At 58.6% G+C, this 1,398-nt stretch carries 1 protein-coding gene and 1 pseudogene; both read right to left on the bottom strand.

Annotation, left to right across the window (positions count from 1 at the left end; translation table 11 throughout):
* Positions 1-88: 88 nt before the first annotated feature.
* A pseudogene (locus tag A3CW_RS49905) lies at positions 89-956 on the bottom strand (IS3 family transposase); the annotation flags it as partial.
* A 226-nt stretch (positions 957-1,182) separates the two neighbouring features.
* Positions 1,183-1,398, bottom strand: a 216-nt coding sequence (locus A3CW_RS0144150; RefSeq protein WP_028209161.1) for an IS3 family transposase, incomplete at its 5' end; no start/stop codon positions are given.

Consider the following 1,398-nt stretch of genomic DNA (forward strand, 5'->3'; position numbering starts at 1 on the left):
CCGTATGCGTTAGGAGCGCACGTACGGATCTGCGGAGGGGGTGATAGGCGACTGTCATTCCTACTCCAACAGACAACCGGAGCCGATACACGCCAGCTTCCGGGCGGCGCCGGAACCACGCCATGCGCAATGCGTCCGTGACCAGTTCTGCCTTCATGTGCGGCTGCATCGACCAGCCCACCACCTGTCGGCTGAACAGGTCAATGATGACCGCGAGGTACACCCAGCCCTCGGCTGTCGCCAGATAGGTGATATCGCTCGTCCAGACCTGATTCGGGGCAGTTGCAGTGAAGTTGCGCGCAAGCAGATTGGGCGCCACCGGCAAATCGTGGTTCGAGTTCGTCGTCGCGATATATTTGCGCTTGTGGCGGGCTCGAATGCCATGCCGCGCCATCAGCTTGCGAACCCGCTCCTTGCCCACGCGCACGCCATGCGTGAGTAGTTCCTTCCACATTCGAGGCCAGCCATATTCGCCCTTGACCTGCGCGTGAATCGCCTTGATGTGCGCGAGCAGCGCGTCGTCGTTCACGCGACTTCGGTACGGTTTGTCCTGCGCGGTGCGTTGTCGATGCTGATGATATCCGCTGGAACTAACTTCCAGCACTTCGCATAGTACAGAGACCGGCCAGTGGCGTCGATTGCGCTCGATGAAAGCGTACTTCACATCGACTCCTTGGCGAAGTACGCGGCCGCTTTTTTTGAATATCTCGCTCCATCTTCAGGCGAGCCACTTCGGCACGCAGCCGTGCCAGTTCCATCTGCTCCGGGCTCACAGACTTCGTGCGTGCTCCCGCCAGCTTGCCTTCCCGGTCAGCCTTCACCCAGTTGTACAGCGTCTGTTCAACCACCCCCAGTGTCGCCGCCACCGCCGCCATGCTTTGCCCGGCCTTGACCAGTCGCACCGCTTCCAGCTTGAACTCGAGCGTGTACTGCGCTCGCTTTGCCTTGCTCGTCATCGTTCTTCTTCTCCTTGCTTGAGTTTACCTGCTCAGCAAGGGATTCGTTTTTCGGGGGCAAGCTCATCGGACCGAAACTCGGTGTAACGATCAATCGCCACTTCGGTGAAAGGAAGCTTGACGCGGTTGTAGGCCTCCACGCTACGTGCGGTAACCGGAACGACGTCGGTGTCGCGCGCAGTTGTAAATTGATACGTCGGGGGTGCGGCGGAATTCCTGGACTGATTTATGCCGCAAATCCAAGACTCTGCCGGTATTCGACGGGGCTCAGGGAGCCGAGCGAGATCTTGATCCGCTTTGCGTTGTACCAGCGGATGTACGAGTCAACGACTTCGATGAATTGATCGACGGTGATGGCCTGCCAATCACGAGGATAGAATAACTCCGTTTTGAGGCGCCCGAAGAAACCTTCGCACGCTGCATTATCCGGCGAACATCCTTT

It is taken from the genome of Paraburkholderia nodosa DSM 21604 (assembly GCF_000519185.1).
In the GTDB taxonomy this organism is placed as follows: Bacteria; Pseudomonadota; Gammaproteobacteria; order Burkholderiales; family Burkholderiaceae; genus Paraburkholderia; species Paraburkholderia nodosa.